This is a genomic window from Hymenobacter coccineus (assembly GCF_001816125.1).
Lineage (GTDB): Bacteria > Bacteroidota > Bacteroidia > Cytophagales > Hymenobacteraceae > Hymenobacter > Hymenobacter coccineus.
Window position 1 is genome coordinate 1 of the sequence record NZ_MDZA01000295.1, and the last position, 486, is coordinate 486.

General features: G+C 70.0%; 1 protein-coding gene. It reads left to right on the top strand.

The window, feature by feature from the left end:
* The coding region (locus tag BEN49_RS15470) for a DDE-type integrase/transposase/recombinase (RefSeq protein ID WP_141765690.1) at positions 1 to 486 on the top strand (486 nt) is incomplete at both ends.

Here is a 486-nt window from a genome sequence, read left to right on the forward strand (position 1 = left end):
CAGCGCGTCTTCGCCACCCACGCCGGCCGCTATGGCCAGCGTCGGCTGCGCGCTCAACTGCGGCGCGAAGGCCACGCGGTGGGCCGCCAGCGTTTGCGCGGCTGGCTCAGTGCCAGCGGCTTACGCGCCCTCTGCACCCGCGCCAGTTCCCGGCCCCCACGCACTACCCAGGCCGACCCGCAGGCCGTGGCTGCCGCTAACAAGCTCGCCACCTGGCCCGCGGCGACGGCTCCTAACCAAATCTGGGTCGGCGACATCACCTACTTAGCCTTGGCCACCGGGCACTGGGCGTACCTGGCCTGCTGGCGCGATGCCTTCTCCCGGCGGGTGGTGGGCTGGCACGTGAGCGAGTCACTGCATACCGACTTGATTCTGACCGCCTTTAATCGGGCCGTGGCCGTCTGCCAGCCCCTGCCTGGCCTACTCGTGCACGCCGACCGCGGCAGCCAGTACACCAGCGACGCCTTTACCACCTTACTCGACCGC